This window comes from Streptomyces sp. SUK 48, from assembly GCF_009650765.1.
GTDB lineage: Bacteria > Actinomycetota > Actinomycetes > Streptomycetales > Streptomycetaceae > Streptomyces.
Genome location: NZ_CP045740.1, coordinates 8228401 through 8242906 on the forward strand (window position 1 = coordinate 8228401; position 14506 = coordinate 8242906).

General features: G+C 69.7%; 16 protein-coding genes and 2 pseudogenes. 5 read left to right on the top strand and 13 right to left on the bottom strand.

The genetic code is table 11. The features are described 5' to 3' along the window. Positions 1-2: 2 nt before the first annotated feature. Both GHR20_RS36150 and GHR20_RS36155 read right to left on the bottom strand, forming a co-directional pair. The gene (locus tag GHR20_RS36150; RefSeq protein WP_153815680.1) at positions 3-281 is read right to left on the bottom strand and encodes a metalloregulator ArsR/SmtB family transcription factor; all 279 of its coding nucleotides are present in this window, start codon (positions 279-281) and stop codon (positions 3-5) included. Positions 282-322: 41 nt separating this feature from the next. Further along, on the bottom strand, positions 323-562 hold the full coding sequence (locus tag GHR20_RS36155) for a hypothetical protein (protein WP_153815681.1): 240 nt from the start codon (positions 560-562) through the stop codon (positions 323-325). Positions 563-1271: 709 nt separating this feature from the next. Between GHR20_RS36155 and GHR20_RS36160 the strand changes: the two genes are divergently transcribed. After that, positions 1272-1691, top strand: a complete 420-nt coding sequence (locus GHR20_RS36160; protein ID WP_153815682.1) for a DUF6233 domain-containing protein — start codon at positions 1272-1274, stop codon at positions 1689-1691. 751 nt (positions 1692-2442) lie between these two features. Here the strand turns inward: GHR20_RS36160 and GHR20_RS36165 are convergent. The 3 genes from GHR20_RS36165 to GHR20_RS36175 form a co-directional block, all read right to left on the bottom strand. Next, positions 2443-2751: a hypothetical protein gene (locus tag GHR20_RS36165; protein ID WP_243878247.1), complete on the bottom strand. Its 309-nt coding sequence runs from the start codon at positions 2749-2751 to the stop codon at positions 2443-2445. 237 nt (positions 2752-2988) lie between these two features. Continuing rightward, complete coding sequence (locus GHR20_RS36170) at positions 2989-3213, bottom strand: DUF3761 domain-containing protein (protein WP_243878248.1); 225 nt, start codon at positions 3211-3213, stop codon at positions 2989-2991. Between the two features lie 273 nt (positions 3214-3486). After that, positions 3487-3681, bottom strand: a complete 195-nt coding sequence (locus GHR20_RS36175; RefSeq protein WP_111581883.1) for a hypothetical protein — start codon at positions 3679-3681, stop codon at positions 3487-3489. A 235-nt stretch (positions 3682-3916) separates the two neighbouring features. Between GHR20_RS36175 and GHR20_RS36180 the strand changes: the two genes are divergently transcribed. After that, positions 3917-4549, top strand: coding sequence for a DUF1524 domain-containing protein (locus tag GHR20_RS36180; protein ID WP_153815683.1), 633 nt, complete (start codon positions 3917-3919; stop codon positions 4547-4549). A 64-nt stretch (positions 4550-4613) separates the two neighbouring features. Here GHR20_RS36180 and GHR20_RS36185 read toward each other — a convergent pair. After that, a pseudogene (locus tag GHR20_RS36185) lies at positions 4614-4710 on the bottom strand. A 213-nt stretch (positions 4711-4923) separates the two neighbouring features. Here GHR20_RS36185 and GHR20_RS36190 point away from each other — a divergent pair. Next, positions 4924-5292: pseudogene (locus GHR20_RS36190) on the top strand (Ku protein); the annotation flags it as partial. 62 nt (positions 5293-5354) lie between these two features. Here the strand turns inward: GHR20_RS36190 and GHR20_RS36195 are convergent. Further along, on the bottom strand, positions 5355-5738 hold the full coding sequence (locus GHR20_RS36195; protein ID WP_153815685.1) for a hypothetical protein: 384 nt from the start codon (positions 5736-5738) through the stop codon (positions 5355-5357). A 731-nt stretch (positions 5739-6469) separates the two neighbouring features. On the opposite strand from GHR20_RS36195, the gene GHR20_RS36200 reads away from it, so the two are divergent. Beyond that, a complete protein-coding gene (locus tag GHR20_RS36200; RefSeq protein WP_243878249.1) occupies positions 6470-8743 on the top strand; it encodes a DnaB helicase C-terminal domain-containing protein in 2274 nt (757 codons plus the stop codon). Further along, positions 8743-9315: a hypothetical protein gene (locus GHR20_RS36205; RefSeq protein WP_153815687.1), complete on the top strand. Its 573-nt coding sequence runs from the start codon at positions 8743-8745 to the stop codon at positions 9313-9315. The genes GHR20_RS36200 and GHR20_RS36205 overlap by 1 nt, the downstream gene beginning before the upstream one ends. A gap of 196 nt (positions 9316-9511) precedes the next feature. Here GHR20_RS36205 and GHR20_RS36210 read toward each other — a convergent pair whose 3' ends face one another. Genes GHR20_RS36210 through GHR20_RS36230 form a run of 6 tightly spaced genes read right to left on the bottom strand, consistent with a single transcriptional unit; the run spans position 9512 to position 14474 of the window. Beyond that, positions 9512-12625 carry a LysM peptidoglycan-binding domain-containing protein gene (locus GHR20_RS36210; RefSeq protein WP_243878250.1) on the bottom strand — a complete coding sequence of 1038 codons (3114 nt, stop codon included), beginning with the start codon at positions 12623-12625 and terminating at the stop codon, positions 9512-9514. After that, complete coding sequence (locus GHR20_RS37985; RefSeq protein WP_243878251.1) at positions 12625-12969, bottom strand: hypothetical protein; 345 nt, start codon at positions 12967-12969, stop codon at positions 12625-12627. The genes GHR20_RS36210 and GHR20_RS37985 overlap by 1 nt, the downstream gene beginning before the upstream one ends. Beyond that, positions 12969-13415, bottom strand: coding sequence for a pilus assembly protein TadG-related protein (locus GHR20_RS36215; protein ID WP_153815688.1), 447 nt, complete (start codon positions 13413-13415; stop codon positions 12969-12971). Before GHR20_RS36215 ends, GHR20_RS37985 begins: the two co-directional genes overlap by 1 nt. Continuing rightward, positions 13415-13858 (bottom strand): TadE/TadG family type IV pilus assembly protein, encoded by a 444-nt coding sequence (locus GHR20_RS36220; protein ID WP_153815689.1) that lies wholly within the window; start codon positions 13856-13858, stop codon positions 13415-13417. Before GHR20_RS36220 ends, GHR20_RS36215 begins: the two co-directional genes overlap by 1 nt. A 5-nt stretch (positions 13859-13863) precedes the next feature. Then, positions 13864-14289: a TadE/TadG family type IV pilus assembly protein gene (locus GHR20_RS36225; RefSeq protein WP_194859084.1), complete on the bottom strand. Its 426-nt coding sequence runs from the start codon at positions 14287-14289 to the stop codon at positions 13864-13866. Beyond that, entirely contained in the window at positions 14289-14474 is a 186-nt protein-coding gene (locus GHR20_RS36230; RefSeq protein WP_153815690.1) for a hypothetical protein, read from the bottom strand. Before GHR20_RS36230 ends, GHR20_RS36225 begins: the two co-directional genes overlap by 1 nt. Positions 14475-14506 lie beyond the last annotated feature (32 nt).

The window sequence follows — 14506 nt, forward strand, 5'->3', positions numbered from 1 at the left end:
AGTTAGGCGACATGGCTGTCGTAGAGCGCGTAGACGATCGAGCGGCCATGACGTTCGCCGGTGACCAGCCCCAGATTGCGCAACAGCCGCAGCTGGCGGGAACAAGCTGAAGCTTCCATGCCGGCGGCCTCGGCCAGGTAACTGCCCGAGCACGGCCCTTCCTGGAACCGGGTCAGGATGTCTAGCCGTGAGGGGGTGGCCAGAGCCTGGAGGGTGGCGGCGACGTCGGCGGTGCCGACGGCGTCGATGCACTCGCGGGTGGTGGCGCTACTGGCGGCAATAACCGCATCACTTACTGCCCCGCCGGGTGCTGGCTGCGGGGTCAGTTGCCAAGGATGGCGGCAACGGTGTCTGTGTCCCCGAGCAGGTTATTCAGCGCGCTGACGTGGTTGAGGAAGTTGGAGTTGGCCAGGACGTTATTCAACGCGTTGATGCTCCCGACATTCGTTCCGATGAGCCCTCCCACCTCCCCTACCGATGGAACAGGCTCGGCCGCAGCAGCCGGGCCTGCCGTCAGCAGGACGACTCCGAGGGCACCCGCGACGATAGCCGCACGCTTCATGACCGCTCCTTTTTTGTAGTGATCTGTTCCACTGCACTGTTCGCGAGCCGACTCGGCAGGACAACTCAGGTGACGCGAACGGATGAGGCCGCTTGCAGACCGCTGTACCGAGTTCCCCGCCGCGATGCTGGTGGTCTGCGACAAGCAGACCGTGCTTCCCGTCGCAGAGCGTCGAAGAGGCCGCATGGAGGGACGTCATGGGCCCGGCGCATGGTCACACCGGGCAGCGCGGAGAGCTTGCCGTGCCACAAAGTCCGCCCTCGGCCATGGGTGGCCGTCGGCGTCGACCAGGTCGACCGGGCCCGGCGGGTACTCGATGGTGACGCTGACATAGCCGGCGGTGCCTGCTCGAGGCCGCCCTGGTCGCGAGAAAGGGGCCGCGGCTCGTTTGGACGGTCACGCGGGCCTCGGCTGCTCGGCTTGTGCCCGGCTGCCCACTCCAGGTCGCGCGGCGTGGGGTCAGGTGCAGGGTTAGGGGCGGTCGGCTGGACCAGAAATTCGAACAAGTGATTGAATTAGGTCATGCGGCCGATTCCTGATGACCTCGCCCGAGTACACGAGGAGTGGCACTCCGTCTACCGGCAGCTCGCCGTGCAGCCGCGTACCCACCTGCGGCGTCGCCTCCTAAGGCTGTCGGGACAGGTGCTGTCCCACCGGCACTGGCACGGCCGGTCCTCGCACGCGTGGGCCGCTCTGCACGGTGCTCGTCATGTCCGGTCTGCCGCCTGATCCGCCCCGGCTCCGAGCAATCCTCGGGCATCTGGAGCGGCAGATCACTGAGAGCGAGGCCGTCGGCATTTACCTGCGGCTCCAGCGCGACGAGGTGCGCGAGGCCCTCGCGCGGGCATCCTCGGTCCCCAGCCGGGAGCGCCCGGCGCAGCGGTCCGGGCCCCAGCGGCGGCCGCCGTCGTCGGCCGAGTACATGATGGAGACGAAGCTCCGCCCGGATGATTCCCTGCCCGTCGTCGTCCACGTCGGTGGCTGCAAGATCCGGCAGGGGCGCCGGGCGCCGTCCGCGATCAGTGCGAAGCAGGCACGCATGGTGCTCACGGATCCGGCGATCGGAGCCGAGCCCTGTCCGGTTTGCCGGCCGGAGAGCAGGCTGGGGTTGGGGGTCGATCTTGAGTGAGCGTCCCGCGGCCGGCCGCAGCGGGGTGGGGGGCTTGCAGTCGAAGACGTGGGCGGCACGCCGCGGCGCGTCGACCTGGGCATGGGTCGGGCTGCTGCCGCGCAGTTGCTGGGCTGCTCGCCTGCGCAGGTCGGTCACTGCCCGCGCTGTCAGGGTCTGAGCCGCCGTTACGGGCCCGGGACCGAGGTCATCCGCCGTGTCTGCCGGCGGCCGAGACGGGCCCGCGCCGCCGGACTGCGCGCCGTTGCCCTACTCGACCGCGAGACCGGAGCCCCCGACTGGCCGACGGCCCCGCCCGCTGCCCTCGCAGGCTGCTTCACGGTTGGCGCAGGCCTTTCTGTCGCCGGCTCTCGGCGGCGCGACCCGATGTCCGCCGCGGGCCGGCGGTCGGCCGCAGGCTCGTGGCGAGGCACGGGTGCGGAGGGCTGCACCCGCAGAAGTCTTACGCGGGTGCCGGTTTTGGGCGCAGCGCCGCGAGCGGGGAGCGCCAGCCATTCTCCACGGCGCGCAGCTGCTCCCAGTGGACCTCGGAATGGGGGGACGGCCGTATCGGCGGAGGCTGTGGTGTAGAGCGCGAGATCGTCGGCCCCGGCCCGGCTGGTGCCGAAGCGAGCCGGCCCTCGCCCGAGCTCGGCACGGGCCCTTCACCGTTCTCAGTTTGCCGTCGCGGTGTCGGTCACCGGTAGTACGCACTTGACCCGCGCACCCACCTCAACACGCTGCCCGCCAGGGACGGCCATCGCCTGCCTGCTCAACTCTCCTGCTGCTCCCGCTCAACGCCTGCCGTCACCGCGCCAGGCCAGGTGTGCTCGCCCAGCGGCCGGGCGAGGTCCGCAGCCAGCCGCCCGCCCCGCTGCGTGTGATAAAGCACCGGCAACGCCGTGAGGACTTCACCGGCCGCCGTGGCTCCCGCCATCAGCGGCCTCGGCTCGGCGAACGCCTTTGGCACCGCCTGCTCAAGACCGACTGCGGCGGCCTGCCTGGCCCGCTGTCCGGCGGGCCCCGCCGTGGCGGGGCAGTCGGCGAGCAGGGCGCTCCCGTCGGCGTAGCGGGCGAACACGTGCGGCACCCGCATCGCGGTGGCGCGGATGGCGGTAGCTGGCCAGCCACCGCACATTCGCCCCGAACAAGTTGAGTCGGCGTGTGCGGCGGGTTTCACCTAACAGCGCCCGGCGCCGCCGGAGCGGGAACGCGCCGGAACTGTGCCCGGGTCAGCAGACCCGTTCGTTGGGCTGGGCCGGCAGTTGGGCAGGTCGCTGCTTCCGCATCCGGACGCAGCGACCTGCGGCGTGTGTGGTTACTTGAACCAGTAGCGGACGCCGTGGTGGTGGGAGCAGGTGCCCTGGGAGTGCCGGGAGTAGGACAGGGCGGCGTCCTTGCACTTGGCGGTCTCGTACGTGTCCCGGGGCTTTTGGTGGTGCGTCCAGCCGCACACACCGGTGGTGTGCCGGACGCAGTGGTGGGCGGTGTTCTTGGACGGCAGTGACGTCGAAGCGGACGCGGTCTGAGCGCTGAAGAGCACGCCGGTCAACGCGACTGTCAGGGCTGAGATGGCAAGACGAGAGCGCAAAGGGACCCCCCCTTTGTAGTCGAACAAGAGCAGGGGGACTCTATACGGGGTTCAACCACCTGTGTGGCGTATACGCCGGTGTTGCTGAGGCGGCCTCAGGCGGACGTCAGGCGGAGTCGCCGTTGAGGCCGGCACCACCAGAGGGTCGGGCATGGGGGTCATGCATCCGCCAGTCCGGTGCGCGCGGTGTCACCGCACGCACCCTTCGGGTCCGGTCTCCGAGCGCTATGCGTCGCGTGAGGGGACGCGGGCGGCGAGCTCGGCTGCGAAGTGGCGGGCCTGGGCACCCCAGTCGTCATCCGTCGTGCCCAAGTACTGCAGGACTTCCATCAAGCCGTGTGCCTCGGTGAGGGTGAGCAGCGGCAGTCGCGGCTCGTACAGCTCGGGCATGTCCAGTGCGGGGCCGACCAGTTCGTTCATGCCGGGCGCAACGGCCATCCCCGGTCCGGGTTACGGGTGTTGCCGGCAGCTGGCGCGGTCGTTGCCCGCCTCGTCCCCTCGGAGTGACCCGCACGTCCTGCTGCTACCGGCGTGCTGCGGCTGTGAAGGCGGCGTGGGGGAGTTGTCGCACCTTGTCCACGCGCGTAGCGCACATAGTGCCGACTGGGGTTTCCTCAAGCAGGATCTCCAACCCCCCACCTCTGATGGAGACTTCATGCGCCGTATCCTCGTCGGTCTGCCCGCCGCCGCCCTGCTTCTGACCGCGGTCAGCGCCGCCCCCGCGCTCGCCGACCCTCCCGCACCGCCGTCCGCGGCGACCGCCCGCACCGAGCTTGCCGCCCTCACCGTGGGCGTGCCGCACTCGATGAACGGCTACGCCCGCGACAAGTTCGACATCTGGGCTGAACAAGCCGATGGCTGCACCACACGCCAGGACGTCCTCGCCCGTGACGGCAAGAACGTCCAGGACAAGCCGGGTAGCTGCCAGCCCTCCTCCGGCAGCTGGTACTCCGTGTACGACGACACCACCGTCACCGATGTCGCGAAGGCCACCATCGACCACATGGTTCCCCTCGCCGAGGCGTGGCGCTCCGGCGCCGACGCCTGGACCGCGGACCAGCGCAAGGCGTTCGGCAACGATCTGAAGGACCCGCAGCTGCTGATCGCGTCGGAGTCGTCCAACAGCTCGAAGTCCGACAGTGGGCCGGCCGATTGGAAGCCCACGAACAAGACGTTCTGGTGCACGTACGCCGAGGACTACACGCACATCAAGTCCATCTGGAAGCTGACCACCACCGACAAGGAGAAGTCGGCCCTGTCGTCCATGCTGGACACCTGCACCAACTGAAGAACCGCACGGCACCAGCACGCCGCTCACCGGGTCTCTTCGGTGAGCGGCGTGCTGCGTGATGCGGAGAGGGCAGGATTCGAACCTGCGTGGACCCCCGGAGGGATCCGACCTTGAGGCGTGCTCGCTGGTCCCCGATCAACCACTCCGGGCACCTCTCCCTTGTTCCCTGCCCGTGGTGTCCTGGGCCGTTCACGTGAAGGAGAGTGACACGAGCCCCTGACGGGGAGCTGACGTGTCCGCTGCAGCCCGTACGCCGGTCGCGGCCTGAGCGCTCCGGGCTCGGCCAGAGAGCACGTATGCGTGACGAAGTGCCGACATCACCGTCAGGCAGCGCAGCGGCACGTGCCTGGTGGAATGGTCGTAGGCTGGTGGTGCTCGGGGCGAGAGCGGTCTGGAGCGGCGCGATCAGCTTCGGCCTGGTGACGGTGCCGATCTACGTCGTGAGCGCCACCGAGGACCACTCGATCCACTTCCACCTGGCCGACCAGGGGCGGATCCGCTACCGCAAGGTGTGCGAGCTGGAGGACCGCGAGGTCCCCGAGGACGAGATCGGCAAGGGCTACAAGCTGACCAAGACGCAGGTCATCCCGGTCACCAACGAGGACCTGAGCAGCCTGCCGCTGCCGACCGCGAAGGCGATCGAGATCGACGGTTTCGTGCCGCTGGAGTCCGTCGACCCGCTGAGGATCTCCAACGGCTACTACCTCCAGCCCGCCGGCCAGGTCGCGGCCAAACCGTACACAGCAGCCGCCGCCTGCGGTGAGACTGCTACGTTGTTCGCGGATTGATCCGAAAGGTCCGTCTAAGGACGGTTGCCGATGTACTTCGTGCGATCGCACGCCACCCGGTTGATCCCCGCGAAGCGCACGCACACTTTCACGTCCGTGTCCTGCTCGAATGCCGGCCAGGCGTAGCTGACCGTATGCCCCACCCGCCGTGCCGTGTGCGCTGGGCCAAGCTGAGCACCGTCCAGAAACAGCCGTACGCTGCGCCTCTTCACCGACGTCGGCGGGTTCACCCAGATTGCCGTGATGTTGTTCCAGCCGTTGCGGCCCTGCATACGGATGCACACCTGCGGACCGCTCCAGTGATGTGTGCACGCGCTCGTGTCTGCGGCCGCTGGCGCTGCATTCGGCACCACCAGAGCGGCTGCCAGCATCGCCGCCGCAGAAAGAAGTCTCTTCATATCGGGCTTAACTCCGGGTCCTCGCCGATGCGACGGGCAGCGCTGCAGGATCACCCCCACAGGTGATCTGGAACCCGGCAAGAGCTGTCCTGCCTCAACGAGCCCAGCTGGCTGACCGTGTGGCTCCGTGGGCCCATCGGTCCCGATCGCCTCGTCCCGCATCATCGGACAGGTGGGCACGAGGAGCGCGAAGACCGGGAATCCGCGACAAGGAACTGAACTCCGCCGCTTCGGTGGGCGCCTTCGTCTGCGGACAGCGCGGAAGCGGAAAGCCGGGGCCCCCTTCCGCGCCTTCTGTCACTGGCCGGAAGCGGCTATATCTGAAGCTGCCACCCCACACAGTGAAGCCTCAGTAGTGAGTGACTTTTGATGAAAAAATTGCGGGTTTGACTATCTGAATGAGTGATCTTGGTTAGGGTGGCGGGTAGTTCAGTGTCCCAGGAGCGTGAATGAGTCAGTCAGCACAGGATGAGAATGCGTTCAACGCGACCACGGCGCGGAGCCAGTTGTACACGCTGGTGAAGCGAGCCGAAGACGGGCACACCACGGTGATCACCAAGCACAAGGTGCGTGCTCTGCTCGCTCCGCTGGATCGCTTCCCGGCCGCCCGGAAGACCGGCGCCTTCCCGGCCCATGTACTGAGCGCGGCACAGAAGGACTTCGGTGACCTCGTCACTCTGGCGGCACAGGGCGAACCGCAGGTCTTCCTCCGCAACACCACTCCGGTCGCGGTGCTGCTCCCCGCCGACCCCGCGTCCAGTGCCCTCCCGACCGACCCGGCCGCACGCCCCGACATGACGAGCGCAGGCGGCGCGGTGAACGGCCAAGGTCACCAGGGCCGCAGCAGCACGCCCCGCAGGCTCGCCACGCTCGGCGACGCCATGACCACTCTCACCGGCGCCCCGGTCGGTGGCCCCGCGTTCGGGTTGCCCGGCCTCGACGCCGCGACGGGCGCTCTGCAGTCCGGTCGGCTGACGCTCGTGGCTGCCCCGCCGAACGTCGGTGGAAGCCTGCTGGCTCTCGCCGCCGCGCGGAAGACCGCGCTCCGCGACCGCCACACAGTGCTGTATGCCGCGTCGGGACCGAACAGGGACGACATCTTCCGCCGGATCATCTCTGCCGAGACCGGAGGCGATTACCCGCGTCTGAAGCAGGGCCGTCTCACCGAGCACGAGCAGCAGGCCGCCCGGCAGCTAGTGCAGGCGGGCGACGTGCTGCTCATCGATGACGGCGCCGATCTCAGGGCCGAGGACATCGCGGAGACCGCACCGCACATGGAAAACCTGGCCCTTGTGGTCGTGGACCGCCTCCAAGCCGCGCACAGCCCCCGGCTGCCGTTGTCCGGAGACCGTCTCCCAAATGCCTCCCAGGTCCTGGCCGGCCTTGCCCGCGACGTGAACGTGCCGGTGCTGGCCGTCGTGGACAGCGACGACCCCGCCCTCCTGGAACTCCTGGATGCCGACGTCGTGGTGAAGCTCGCCGCGACCGCCGACCCGCACCAGGTCCACGTCACCGTCACGGAACGTGACCTCGGCACGATCGGCTCGGCATACCTGCGACCCGATCTCCTCCACGCCCGCTTCCTCGACGCTGAAGCCACCCCCCTCGAGCGCGCCGACAGCCCGACGGCCCAGGGCCCTTCGGCGCCCGCCACCGCGACGGCGGCGCTGGAACTCGCCGAAGCCGCCCTTCCCTACACATCCGGCGGACACCAGGGGATCCCCGCCGCCCTCACCCGCGAACTGGCGGCATGGCGGACCGCGGTCGCAGGCGGAGACCAGGAAGCCCTCCAGGAGATTTTGCCGGAACTGCTTAAGGCCGCCGCAGCGGTAACGAAGCTGCCGGACACACATGAGGGGCACCGCCTCTTCGCTGCGCTGCAACTCCACCGCCCCCTTCACTCTGCCGCCGCGGCCGGCACCACCCAAGCCGCCGGCCATCCGACCGCAGCCGGTATCCCTGTCCAGGCCCTGGCCGACAGCGGACACGTCCAGGAGGACGAGGAAAACGACGAGGACGATCTGGCACCTGGAGATGAGGAGGACGAGCCCGAGGGCCACGTCTTCCCTGCGCTGAAGATCCTCAAGGACTCGGTCCGCCGCTCGAAGATGCACCCGATCCCGGTCGTCAAGCGTGAGGAGCGCGACAGCGGGCCGTGGCCGCTGATCACCGAGCAGATGGACGGCGAGCCCCGCTGGATCCACCCTGACATCACCGTCACCCGCGCCCCCCACGTCCGGGCGAACGGCAAGCGGGTGCGCCGCGACCAGTTCGACGTGCCCGACTCCTTCGACGCGGGCGTACTCTGCCTCATCGACCGCAACGGCAGCTTCCCCTCAGCTTGTTCGGCCGTTCCCCTCGCCCCGAACAAGCTCCTGCACACCGGCCCGCTCGACGCCTACGACAAGGCCGGAGCCGGCATCTACCTCATCGACATCCCGCAGTGGAACCGCACCGACATGCCGCACCCCCTGGGACGGATCACCGACCGCCTTGACGAGAACGACCGGGCGTGGGTCACCACCCCCCACATCAAGCTGCTGCTCAAGCTCGTCCGGGACGGCCACCTCCACGCCATGCCGGCCATTCACGACTCCTGGACCGGGAAAGCCAACGAGTCCCTCTTCAAGCCTTTCTACGAAGCCACCCGCAAGGCACGGACCGAGCTCGTCCAGGCCGGCGGCGACCCCTACAAGGCGTACAAGACCCGGCTGTCCATCGCGCTGCGCCTGCTGTGGCCCAAGAAGCCCAACCAACGGTCCCCGTTCTGGCGGCCGGACTGGCGGATGAGCATGGTCGCCGAGGCATCGGTCCGGCACTGGACCGCCGCGTTCAAGGCCGTCCAGGAAGGCCACACGCTCCTCGCGCTGCGCAACGTCGACCAGGCCATCTTCTGGACCCCGCCCGCCACGCCACCGTCCACCTACCGGATCGGCACCGGCTTCGGCGAAGTAAAGCGCGACTTCGCCCAGGCCGGCGAGATCATCCCCGAAGGCGACGACTGATGGCCGGCCCCACAGGCCGCGGCGGCTCCCTCGGCACCGCCCTCAACGACCTCCTGCGCTCCCAGGTCACCCCCCGCCACCGGCTGTCGTCGTACACGGCCAAGCACTGGCACGCCCAGCTCAGCCAGCTGACCGCGACCCACCGCGGTCAGCAGGCCCTGGCGGACGCCGGTCTCCACGTCACGACCAAGACTTTGGTCAACTGGCTGTCCGACTCCGAGTACAACGTCCGCCGCAACTACCTGGACATCATCCACACCGCGTACGAGAACGTCGCCGTCATCCCCGCCGACCCGATTCCTGACCACGTCAAGCGGGGCCAGTACGAGATCAGCGGCGTCGTCAAGACCGGGAACGACGAGCGCACACGCGGCACCGCCTACGCTGCGCCTCTGCGTATCGACGGCAGCCGAGGCAACTGGGACGCGATCGAGGCGCTCTGGAGGGCTGGCGGCCTCACCGACGACGAGTTCGAGGACCACTTCATCGACGACGCCATCGTGGAGGACATCGGCGCAGGCTCCGACGGATGGGAGTTCCCCGGCGCCGCGTACTGCGTCGAAGTCAGGTGACGCACGCACGAAGGACAAGGCCGCCGCCGATGCCGTTGCCGTGGTGTACACGAGGAGCGGTGCCTTCAAGCGGCGGCGCCGGCTCGCCGAAGCCCGCTGTCTACGTCCTGTGTGGCCCTCTCGCCCGGCCGGACACCGGAGTTGAAGCCGCCCTGCGCGCACCGTCTTCTCGCGACACCGGTGACCTGGCCAGCGGCTACTCGGCTCTGCGTGCCGCTGCGGGCGATCGGTTGAGGAGCTCGTGGATGAGCTGAGTGGTCTCCATCTCCAGCGAGCAGTCCAGTGCCTGGTTGACCTGCTGCACGCGCGTGATCGCGGTATGCAGCCCGCAGCGGTTGCCGCGCGCTGCCTCGAGGCGCATCCATGCCCGGTAGAGGAGCTCTGCGGTGTCGTCCACCTCGAGGCCGGTGACGACGGCCTTGAGGGCGGCGCTGAGGTTGTGATGGGGTCCGGCGGTGGTCCGGTAGGTGGCCACGGTATGCGCGACGTCGATGATCCGCGTGATCATCTCCTGCTGGTAGGGCTCTGCCCAGGGCAGGGGCCGGCCGCCGAAGGGGCGGCCGCGTACGAGTGTCAGCGCTTTTTCGAGGTCAGTCAGTCCGGCCGGCCCCAGTGGCAGTGCGTGTTCGACGATTTGGAGGAAGCGGGTCCAGTCGCAGCGGACGCCGGGGCTGAGCCGGTAGGGGTCGTCGCCCGTCTTTCGGCGTGGCACATAAAGGGTGCCGGAGGGGTCGCTGCCCAAGGAGCTGCGCAGGCCCTGCATCCGGGCGTTGAGGGTACTTGCCGACCACGGGCTGACGGGGTCCATGTCGACACACAGGACATCCGCTCTCCGGCCGGGCCGGAAGTACAGCAGGGCGGCCAGCTGCGCCATTTTGGGACCGTGGCCGGTGTGGCCGACGCCTGACACCTCGACCGGCCCCAGAACCCGGATCTCCGGGGCGTGCAGGTCCTGGGCCTCGCCCTCTTGTGCCTGCGGCACCGCGGCTTTCTCGGCGGCAATTCCCGGATCGTCGGCGGCATCTGCCGTGTCGCCTCCAGCCGCCGGGCACGCCGGGACCGAAGGCCCCGTCGCCTTCGCGTCCGGTCCGGCTTTGACATTGCGCCGAGGCGGTGAACCGGTGGGGGAGAGCAGATGGAGCCCGGACGGATCGGAACTGGCGGCGAGCAAGGCCGGGAAGACCTCGGCGCTCAGGTCCGTTGCCCCCGACGGCGACGGGATCGAGACGGTGACGGCCGCAGGCGCGGACTCCTCCTCCTCCGCCGCCTCATCGGGCTGCTGCACGCTGACGAGCTCGTCCGGGACGTCCTGCCAGGGCCCCTCGGCCGGGTAGGACGGCTGCCCGGACATCTTCAGCGCGGTGGTGATCTGCAGGTAGGCATCGCGTTCCAGGCGCTGCACCGTGATGTCCGCGTCGGCCAGGGCGAGATGCTGCGGCTCGCTGAGCGAGGCGTTGAGGATCTCTGCCTCGGGGAAACAAGCTGCCGCGGACCGCGCGGGGGCGATGAGCGTGACGGGCACCGTTGCGGCCTTGCCGATGACATCGGCGAACTGCCAGGCCAGATCCTCGTCCAGGCAGGACGCGCACAGCAGCACATACGGGTGATGCCGGGTCCCGGGCAGCTGGTGCGCTTCCAGCAGGCGCTCAGCCAGATCGCGCAGGGCATGCGCGGCCTGGCGCATGTGGGCGATCCGCGTGGTGGGCAGCAGCTGCGGCAGGTCTTCGCCGAATCCCACGGTGACGATCTCGACTCCGGACGCCCAGGGACTCATCCCGAGTTCCAGCGCGAGCGAGGTGCACATCTCGGTGATGTGGACCGGGTCGCCGTCCAGCAGCAGCGCGGGCAGCCCGGCGAGGTTGAGCAGCAGCAGGTCGCCCGCCTCGGTGCTGCCGATCGTGACCAGCCCCGGATACGGCGGGGGCACCTCCCTGGCCGTCTCCTCGTCCAGCAGGGCGGCATCAGGAGGCAGAATCCACCAGCCGCCCGGCCCGGCTGTGAAGGGCGTGACCGGCTCCCGGCCGAGGTCCTCGGGCAGCACCTCCACCGTGCGGTTCCCGATCCGGGCGGCCCGCAGCGGCGGCAAAGCCGTGTCCTCCTGCTGGGCCGTGTGATGAGCCAGGGTCCGCAGGGCCACGTCCAGCCGGTCAGCACCCTCGGGCTCAGCTGCTGCCGCCAACTGGGCTTCCGCGGGGGACGTTTCCGGGGCGATGGCGATCTTCTCGCCCGGCTTGCGGCGCCGTCGCTGCAACGTTCTGCGCAGGGCGAGCGCTGCGGTGACAGAGGCAGCGAGCAGCGCGCCGGCGCCCGACACGGTGCGCAGGTTCAGCGGGCTGCCGGCCGGAGCAGTCGCCGGGGCCCGGGGCGCGGAGGAGGGGGCGGCGGAGCCCGACAGCCCGGCCGGCGCGGGCGGGGAGACGGCTGGAGCCGTGGCGTTGGGCCCGGGAGCCGTGGACGGCTCCTCGGAGGGGGAGTAGTGATCGTGCCCAGGCTCCTGGGCAGGGCGAGTGGACGGTGTGCCGGGCGTTGGTGATTTTGCTGCAGACCCGGTGGACCGGCCCGTCACGGGCGCCGGCGACCCGCCCGCGTACTTACCCGGCGTGTGCGTGGCATCGCTTTGGTCCGGCGGGGGAGCGGTTCCCGGGCTGCCTGACCCCTTCCCCGGGGCGCGGTGTTGGTGCGGCTGGTCGGAGCGGGCTTCGGGCACGGCGACCTGCTGGCCCGCGTAGATGACGTCGGGATCGGTGATCTCGGGCAGGCCGTCCGGCTGCGGCTTGCCCTGACTGGAATCGAACAACTCGGGCCAGTCGGCGCCGTCGCCGAGCTCCTCCTCAGCGATTTTCGACAAGCAGTCCCCGGAGCGGACTGTGACGACGTGCCCACCCTGCACGTCGGCCACGCGGGCGCCATCGCCCAGCTGTGTGCGAACGCCTACCGCGGCCGCGGTGGTCTGGGGCATCTGAAGCCGCCAGCCGGGCTGCAGGAAGCTGTTCGCGCGGAAGACCGTACCGTCGGTCATGACGCGGCCCTCGTTGAGGGTGACGATCTCCCGCCAGCGCTCGCCGTCCCCCAGCTCCCGTTCGGCGATACCCCACAAGGTCTGCGCCGGCCGGGTTTCTCGCACGGTGTACGGAGACGACGTCGGGGTGCTCGCGGAGAATGCGGGTGAGGCGCGGCCGGCATCGGCGGCTGCCTGCGAGGTCTGGACCGCCGGGCTCGGCGCGAGCCCCGCCGTGAGGGCCGGCGCGGCCTGTGCGTCGGAGGCCAGGGCCGAACTCGTGGGCAGCAGCACCAGGATGCTGCCGATCATCAGGGCCGCGGCGTGCTGTGCGGCACCCATCCCCGCGGGGCGTGCCATGTGCGGCCCCGTAGCTGTGCGATGAGCTCGCGGACGGCGCAGAAGCTGAACTGGGCCCAGCCGATCCATCCCACGGCGACGAGGAGCATCAGGAACACTGCGCCGGTGTCCTGCCGGTCCAGCAGGTGAGCGAGGTCGTCGTGGGCCACGGCCCAGACGACCGGGGTGGCCCAGGCCAGCAGCAGCGGCAGCCCGGCGACCGCAGCGGCCAGGACGAGCAGGCTCAGCACGGCTTTGAGGGCCCGGGCCAGGCGGCGGGCCCCCGCAGCGGCGGGGGAGGGGGCGGTGGTGCGCATCAGTTTCCTTCGGGAGCGGTGACGCCGTGCAGGAGGATGGCTTTGCCGTGGCCGGTCACCGGCAACGAGCTGATCCCGACCACCGACAGGAACGTGGTGGCGTACGAGCTGGTGACGGTGACGGCGAGGGCCTTGCCGTCACCGGACACGCTGACCGTGCCGGTGGCGTGGGCGGAGCTCAGGTACGCCTGCGCCGCGGCGGCCGCTGCTGGGGGATCGACGTTGGTGGCGGTGCCGTTGATGGCGTCGGCGGGGTCGATGGCCTGGCCGCCGGCCCGGGCGGCCTCGCCGGCGATGTAGTCGGCGCGCTCGGTGGCGCGCATTTTGCTGCCGCCGTCGACGGCGACGCCGATGATGCCGGTCAGCGCGAGCACGCACACGGCAACGAACACGGTGATGCCGCCGTCGTCGTTACCTCGGACTCGCTTCAGTCGACGCAAGATCATCACACGCCTCGCTGTCTGTAACGGTCCACCACCGAGGTCGTCGTCGAGGTGAGGGTCTTGGCCCCCGGCAGGCCCGGCAGCAGAAGATCCGACAGGCTCACCGTGCAGGTCACGGTCACGGTGACCGTGCCGACCTGCCCCACCGGCACGCTCAGGCCACCGGTGTCGACGCGGACGGCTGTCGATGTGCACTTGATGCCCTGGTCGTTCAGGGACTCTGCGGCCGCGGACCGTGCGGCACCCTGGGCGGCCGCCGCCGTCCGGTGAATGGATGCCTCTCGGGCCGCGTCCTGTGCCGCGGAGTCGATCTTCGAGCCGGACGTGACGATCCGGCCTCCGGCGATCGCCAGGCACAAGAACAGCAGAAGTGAGGGCAGCACGATGGCCGCCTCGATCGCGGCACTGCCCTCGTCGCCGCAGAGCCTGTGAGCCAGGGATCGCATGTGATTCACCCCTTCGGGACTGTCCAGCGCTCCACCGGGCCGGACGCCGACTGCGTGATGCGCAAATCTGACAGACCCGGGATCATGGACAGGGCCGTGCCGGACACCCGGACGCGGACCCGCTGCCCGTCGCTGCTGGCGTACACGCGGTAGCCGTTCAGGCTGCCGCCCGCGGTGCGGCGCAGCACGGCCCTCGCTTGGGCTGCGCCGTCTGCCGGGCTCGACTGGTAGGCGCGGGCCGCGGTGGCGCCCTCGCGGGCCGCGGTCAGCGCGATCTGCCGCGCGTAGTACCACATGGATGCCTGGATGACGGCCACCGTGGCCAGCAGCACGAGGGGGAAGACGATCGCCATCTGGATGCTGGTGTCACCGTGGTCGTCCCGCCAACCGCGCCCCTGCCACCGGTTGCTCGGGCGCTCGGGCGGGCTCATCACAGCCCGGTGAGCTTGCCGTTGTACTTGCCGATCACCACGGCGATGGTCCCGGCGATCGTGACAGCGCCGGCGACTGCGGCCAGCCAGATGATGACCGTTGTGATGGAGATGTCGCCGCGGTCCGGGTGCCGTGCCGCTTCCTCAAGGCGTTCCTGCACCTGGTAGGTCAGTCGCAGGACCATACCGTTGCCACGCCGCCACAGGCGCGCACCTC

What these genes read in the sequence shown, in the direction of transcription:
- GHR20_RS36210 (WP_243878250.1), bottom strand. Translation starts at nt 12,625, where the DNA reads ATGATCGGCAGCATCCTGGTGCTGCTGCCCACGAGTTCGGCCCTGGCC.
- GHR20_RS36205 (WP_153815687.1), top strand. Translation starts at nt 8,743, where the DNA reads ATGGCCGGCCCCACAGGCCGCGGCGGCTCCCTCGGCACCGCCCTCAAC.
- GHR20_RS36175 (WP_111581883.1), bottom strand. Translation starts at nt 3,681, where the DNA reads ATGAACGAACTGGTCGGCCCCGCACTGGACATGCCCGAGCTGTACGAG.
- GHR20_RS37985 (WP_243878251.1), bottom strand. Translation starts at nt 12,969, where the DNA reads ATGCGCACCACCGCCCCCTCCCCCGCCGCTGCGGGGGCCCGCCGCCTG.
- GHR20_RS36230 (WP_153815690.1), bottom strand. Translation starts at nt 14,474, where the DNA reads ATGGTCCTGCGACTGACCTACCAGGTGCAGGAACGCCTTGAGGAAGCG.
- GHR20_RS36195 (WP_153815685.1), bottom strand. Translation starts at nt 5,738, where the DNA reads ATGAAGAGACTTCTTTCTGCGGCGGCGATGCTGGCAGCCGCTCTGGTG.
- GHR20_RS36180 (WP_153815683.1), top strand. Translation starts at nt 3,917, where the DNA reads ATGCGCCGTATCCTCGTCGGTCTGCCCGCCGCCGCCCTGCTTCTGACC.
- GHR20_RS36160 (WP_153815682.1), top strand. Translation starts at nt 1,272, where the DNA reads ATGTCCGGTCTGCCGCCTGATCCGCCCCGGCTCCGAGCAATCCTCGGG.
- GHR20_RS36155 (WP_153815681.1), bottom strand. Translation starts at nt 562, where the DNA reads ATGAAGCGTGCGGCTATCGTCGCGGGTGCCCTCGGAGTCGTCCTGCTG.
- GHR20_RS36215 (WP_153815688.1), bottom strand. Translation starts at nt 13,415, where the DNA reads ATGATCTTGCGTCGACTGAAGCGAGTCCGAGGTAACGACGACGGCGGC.
- GHR20_RS36225 (WP_194859084.1), bottom strand. Translation starts at nt 14,289, where the DNA reads ATGAGCCCGCCCGAGCGCCCGAGCAACCGGTGGCAGGGGCGCGGTTGG.
- GHR20_RS36220 (WP_153815689.1), bottom strand. Translation starts at nt 13,858, where the DNA reads ATGCGATCCCTGGCTCACAGGCTCTGCGGCGACGAGGGCAGTGCCGCG.